Here is a 4828-nt window from a genome sequence, read left to right on the forward strand (position 1 = left end):
AGGTCAAAGTAAATGTATTTTATAACTTTGATAAAATGAAAGATATTGCAGGTTTTCTGGGAGATATCAATGGAACTCCTCTTGAAATCGCGGAAGGTTCAACAGATGATCAAGTAAAAGCAGCAGTCAAGAACCAAGTTGATGCCAAGAAAGAGGAATTACGTAAACGTGGTTATACTGTTAAAGAAGACTATCTCTCTAAAAATAATGGAAAAGATTATAACTACGTTGTCACATTCACTAAGGAGGCTACAGGAACTTCAGGTTTCAGAATGGCTCCAGCAGTTCAACCGCGCGCTAGCAGAAATCGTAGAAGTCTAGAACATCCAGCTTCTCAAAAGGTCAAAGTAAATGTATTTTATAACTTTGATAAAATGAAAGATATTGCAGGTTTCCTAGGAGATATCAATGGAACTTCTCTTGAAATTGCGGAAGGTTTATCAAATGAACAGGTGAAAGAAGCTGTCAAGAGCCAAGTTGAAGCTAAGAAAGAAGAGTTGAGCAAACGCGGCTACACTTTCAAAGAGGACTATGTATATCAAGCTAATGGGAAAGATTATAACTACGTTGTAACATTTTCAAAAGCAACTAAATAATGTTCATTCCATAGGGAGTGAAATGTGAGCAGAGAGAGCAATAGGCTCTCTTTGTTTTATCTAGTAGCAAGTTTCTTAAAGACAAAAGGCAAATAAGAGATTATAATAAATAGAGTAGGTATTTATTCTAAGAAAAATAAAAAAAGAGAGCAGTTAAAGTATGAAAATTTTAATTGTAGAAGATGAAGAGATGATCCGTGAGGGGGTCAGTGACTATTTGACGGATTGCGGTTACGAAACTATTGAGGCGGCAGACGGGGAGGAAGCCTTAGAAAAATTTTCCAGCTATGAGGTGGCTCTAGTTTTACTGGATATCCAGATGCCCAAGCTCAATGGACTAGAAGTCCTAGCTGAGATTCGCAAAACCAGCCAGGTCCCTGTCTTGATGCTGACCGCTTTTCAGGATGAAGAATACAAGATGAGTGCTTTTGCTTCGCTAGCAGATGGCTATCTGGAAAAACCTTTCTCCCTCTCCCTCTTAAAAGTGAGGGTAGACGCGATTTTCAAACGCTACTACGATACGGGACGAATTTTCTCTTATAAGGATACCCAAGTGGACTTTGAGAGCTACAGTGCTAGCCTAGCAGGTGAGGAAGTAGCCATCAATGCCAAAGAGTTGGAAATTCTGGACTATCTGGTGAAGAATGAAGGACGGGCCTTGACCCGATCTCAGATAATCGATGCCGTCTGGAAAGCGACAGATGAGGTTCCCTTTGACCGAGTCATTGATGTTTATATCAAGGAATTGCGGAAAAAGCTAGACCTGGACTGCATCCTCACTGTGCGCAATGTTGGTTATAAATTGGAGCAAAAATGAAACGAACAGGTTTATTTACAAAGATATTTATCTATACCTTCTCGATTTTTAGTGTTCTGGTTATTTGCCTTCATTTAGCCATTTATTTTCTTTTTCCTTCGACTTATCTGAGTCATCGTCAGGAAACCATCGGCCAGAAAGCGACAGCCATTGCCCAGTCCTTAGAAGGGAAAGACAGGCAGAGTATCGAGCAAGTGTTAGAGCTGTATTCCCAGACTAGTGATATCAAGGGGGCCGTTAAGGGAGAGATGACTGAGGATAAGTTAGAAGTCAAGGACAGTTTTCCTCTGGATACAGACCGCCAGACAACCTCTCTCTTTATCGAGGAGCGGGAGGTGACAACGCAAGACGGTGGCATCATGACTCTCCAGTTTCTAGCTTCCATGGATTTGCAAAAGGAAGCGGAGCAAATCAGTCTCCAATTTCTCCCCTACACCTTGCTGGCATCCTTTCTGATTTCCCTTTTGGTTGCCTACATCTATGCTCGGACCATTGTTGCACCGATTTTGGAAATCAAGCGAGTAACCCGTCGGATGATGGAACTGGATGCCCATGTGCGATTGCGCGTGGATTCTAAGGATGAGATTGGTGATCTCAAGGAACAAATCAATAGCCTCTATCAGCACCTCTTGACTGTCATTGCGGACTTGCATGACAAGAATGAAGCTATTCTCCAGCTCGAAAAGATGAAGGTCGAATTCCTACGAGGGGCTTCTCATGAATTGAAAACACCGCTTGCTAGTCTCAAAATCTTGATTGAAAATATGAAGGAAAATATTGGTCGTTATAAGGATAGAGATCACTATCTGGGAGTTGCCTTGGGGATTGTGGATGAGCTCAATCATCACGTTCTCCAGATACTTTCTCTTTCTTCGGTCCAGGAATTACGAGATGATAGGGAACAAATTGACCTACTTCAGATGACACAAAGTCTGGTTAAGGATTATGTCTTGCTAGCTAAGGAAAGAGAACTCCAGATAGACAATAGTTTGACCCATCAGCAGGCCTATCTAAATCCATCGGTGATGAAATTGATTTTATCTAACCTCATCAGCAATGCTATCAAGCACTCTGTTCCAGGTGGCTTAGTTCGCATTGGAGAAAGAGAAAGGGAACTTTTTATAGAAAATAGCTGTAGTCCAGAAGAACAAGAAAAACTAGCTCAATCTTTTTCTGATAATGCTAGTCGCAAGGCCAAAGGGTCTGGGATGGGGCTCTTTGTGGTCAAGAGTCTATTAGAACATGAAAAATTACCCTATCGTTTTGAAATGCAGGAGAATCGTTTAACCTTCTTTATAGCTTTTCCAAAAGTCGCTCAAGACTAGGAAGAGAAAGGGTTTACATAGATGAAGCTAGAAGAAATTCAATCGAAACTACGGGAAAAACTAGATTTTTTTGTCAAAAAGTGATAAAATGAACAATGTAAATGGGATGACCCATAAAAATATACAGGAGGCCTGATAAAATGGCAATCGTTTCAGCAGAAAAATTTGTCCAAGCAGCTCGTGACAATGGTTATGCAGTTGGTGGATTTAACACAAACAACCTTGAGTGGACTCAAGCTATCTTGCGCGCAGCAGAAGCTAAAAAAGCTCCAGTTTTGATCCAAACTTCAATGGGTGCTGCTAAATACATGGGTGGTTACAAAGTTGCTCGCAACTTGATCGCTAACCTTGTTGAATCAATGGGTATCACTGTACCAGTAGCTATCCACCTTGACCACGGTCACTACGAAGATGCACTTGAGTGTATTCGAGTTGGTTATACTTCAGTTATGTTTGACGGTTCACACCTTCCAGTTGAAGAAAACCTTGAAAAAGCTCGTAAAGTTGTAGAATTTGCACATGCAAATGGTGTATCAGTAGAAGCTGAAGTTGGTACTATCGGTGGTGAAGAAGACGGAATCATCGGTGATGGTGAGTTGGCTCCAATCGAAGACGCTAAAGCAATGGTTGAAACTGGTATCGACTTCTTGGCAGCTGGTATCGGTAACATCCACGGTCCTTACCCAGCAAACTGGAAAGGCCTTCACCTTGACCACTTGCAAAAATTGACTGAAGCTGTACCAGGATTCCCAATCGTATTGCACGGTGGATCAGGTATTCCTGATGAGCAAATCCAAGCAGCTATCAAACTTGGTGTTGCGAAAGTTAACGTTAACACAGAATGCCAAATCGCATTCGCTAACGCAACTCGTAAATTTGCTCGTGATTACGAAGCAAACGAAGCAGAATACGACAAGAAAAAACTCTTCGACCCACGTAAATTCTTGGCTGACGGTGTAAAAGCTATCCAAGCATCAGTTGAAGAACGTATCGACGTATTCGGTTCAGAAGGTAAAGCATAATCTAGCTTAACAATATAGATGAAACCTGCCCATTGGGTGGGTTTTTTGTGTATTTTAAGGAGACTATTAAGCTAGAATTTTGATCTAAAAATACCATTTTAAGAGAAAAATTTTCAATTTCATAAACTTTAGGCAAACGCTTGCATTCTAGTTTTTATTGGACTATAATAGGTTGGTATAAAGCATTCTGTAATAATAAAATGTAGCAGGTTTAGAAAGTAAGGATTTAGAATATTTGTAGTCAAAAACACAATGTTGCTATTCCTTACGATAGGGAGATAGATATGGCAATGATAGAAGTGGAACATCTTCAGAAAAATTTTGTGAAGACTGTTAAGGAACCGGGATTGAAGGGGGCGTTTCGCTCCTTTATTCATCCTGAAAAGCAGACCTTTGAAGCGGTCAAGGATTTGACTTTTGAGGTTCCCAAGGGGCAGATTTTAGGCTTCATTGGGGCAAATGGTGCTGGGAAGTCGACAACTATTAAAATGCTGACTGGGATTTTAAAGCCAACATCTGGTTTTTGTCGGATTAATGGCAAAATTCCACAGGACAATCGCCAAGATTATGTCAAAGATATTGGGGTTGTTTTTGGGCAAAGAACTCAGCTATGGTGGGATTTGGCACTGCAAGAGACCTACACGGTTTTAAAAGAAATTTACGATGTGCCAGATTCGCTCTTCCATAAGCGCATGGACTTTTTGAATGAAGTCTTGGATTTGAAGGACTTTATCAAGGACCCCGTGCGGACTCTTTCACTGGGACAACGGATGCGGGCGGACATTGCGGCCTCCTTGCTCCACAATCCCAAAGTTCTCTTTTTAGATGAGCCGACTATTGGTCTGGATGTTTCGGTCAAGGATAATATTCGTCGAGCTATCACCCAGATCAATCAAGAGGAAGAGACCACGATTCTCTTGACCACTCACGACTTGAGTGATATTGAGCAACTCTGTGATCGGATTTTTATGATAGACAAGGGGCAGGAGATTTTTGATGGAACGGTTAGCGAACTCAAGGAGACCTTTGGCAAGATGAAGACTCTTTCTTTTGAACTGCTACCAGGTC

4 protein-coding genes and 1 pseudogene are annotated in these 4828 nt (G+C 41.3%); all 5 read left to right on the forward strand.

The window, feature by feature from the left end; genetic code table 11:
• Nucleotides 1-596, forward strand: a pseudogene (locus QZ359_RS04775) (hypothetical protein); the annotation flags it as partial.
• Nucleotides 597-756: 160 nt separating this feature from the next.
• Nucleotides 757-1413 carry a response regulator transcription factor VncR gene (gene vncR / locus QZ359_RS04780; RefSeq protein WP_049551390.1) on the forward strand — a complete coding sequence of 219 codons (657 nt, stop codon included), beginning with the start codon at nucleotides 757-759 and terminating at the stop codon, nucleotides 1411-1413.
• On the forward strand, nucleotides 1410-2738 hold the full coding sequence (vncS, locus tag QZ359_RS04785) for a sensor histidine kinase VncS (RefSeq protein ID WP_049551391.1): 1329 nt from the start codon (nucleotides 1410-1412) through the stop codon (nucleotides 2736-2738). The genes vncR and vncS overlap by 4 nt, the downstream gene beginning before the upstream one ends.
• 140 nt (nucleotides 2739-2878) lie before the next feature.
• Nucleotides 2879-3760, forward strand: coding sequence for a class II fructose-bisphosphate aldolase (locus QZ359_RS04790; RefSeq protein WP_023946263.1), 882 nt, complete (start codon nucleotides 2879-2881; stop codon nucleotides 3758-3760).
• Nucleotides 3761-4044: 284 nt separating this feature from the next.
• Nucleotides 4045-4828: ATP-binding cassette domain-containing protein (locus QZ359_RS04795; RefSeq protein ID WP_293963391.1), on the forward strand; the 784-nt coding region annotated here is incomplete at its 3' end.

The sequence above is a fragment of the Streptococcus sp. genome (assembly GCF_019414905.1).
Taxonomy (GTDB): domain Bacteria; phylum Bacillota; class Bacilli; order Lactobacillales; family Streptococcaceae; genus Streptococcus.

Bases quoted from the DNA above. Each gene is read 5' to 3' on its own strand.
- vncR (WP_049551390.1), top strand. From the start codon at position 757: ATGAAAATTTTAATTGTAGAAGATGAAGAGATGATCCGTGAGGGGGTC.
- vncS (WP_049551391.1), top strand. From the start codon at position 1,410: ATGAAACGAACAGGTTTATTTACAAAGATATTTATCTATACCTTCTCG.
- QZ359_RS04790 (WP_023946263.1), top strand. From the start codon at position 2,879: ATGGCAATCGTTTCAGCAGAAAAATTTGTCCAAGCAGCTCGTGACAAT.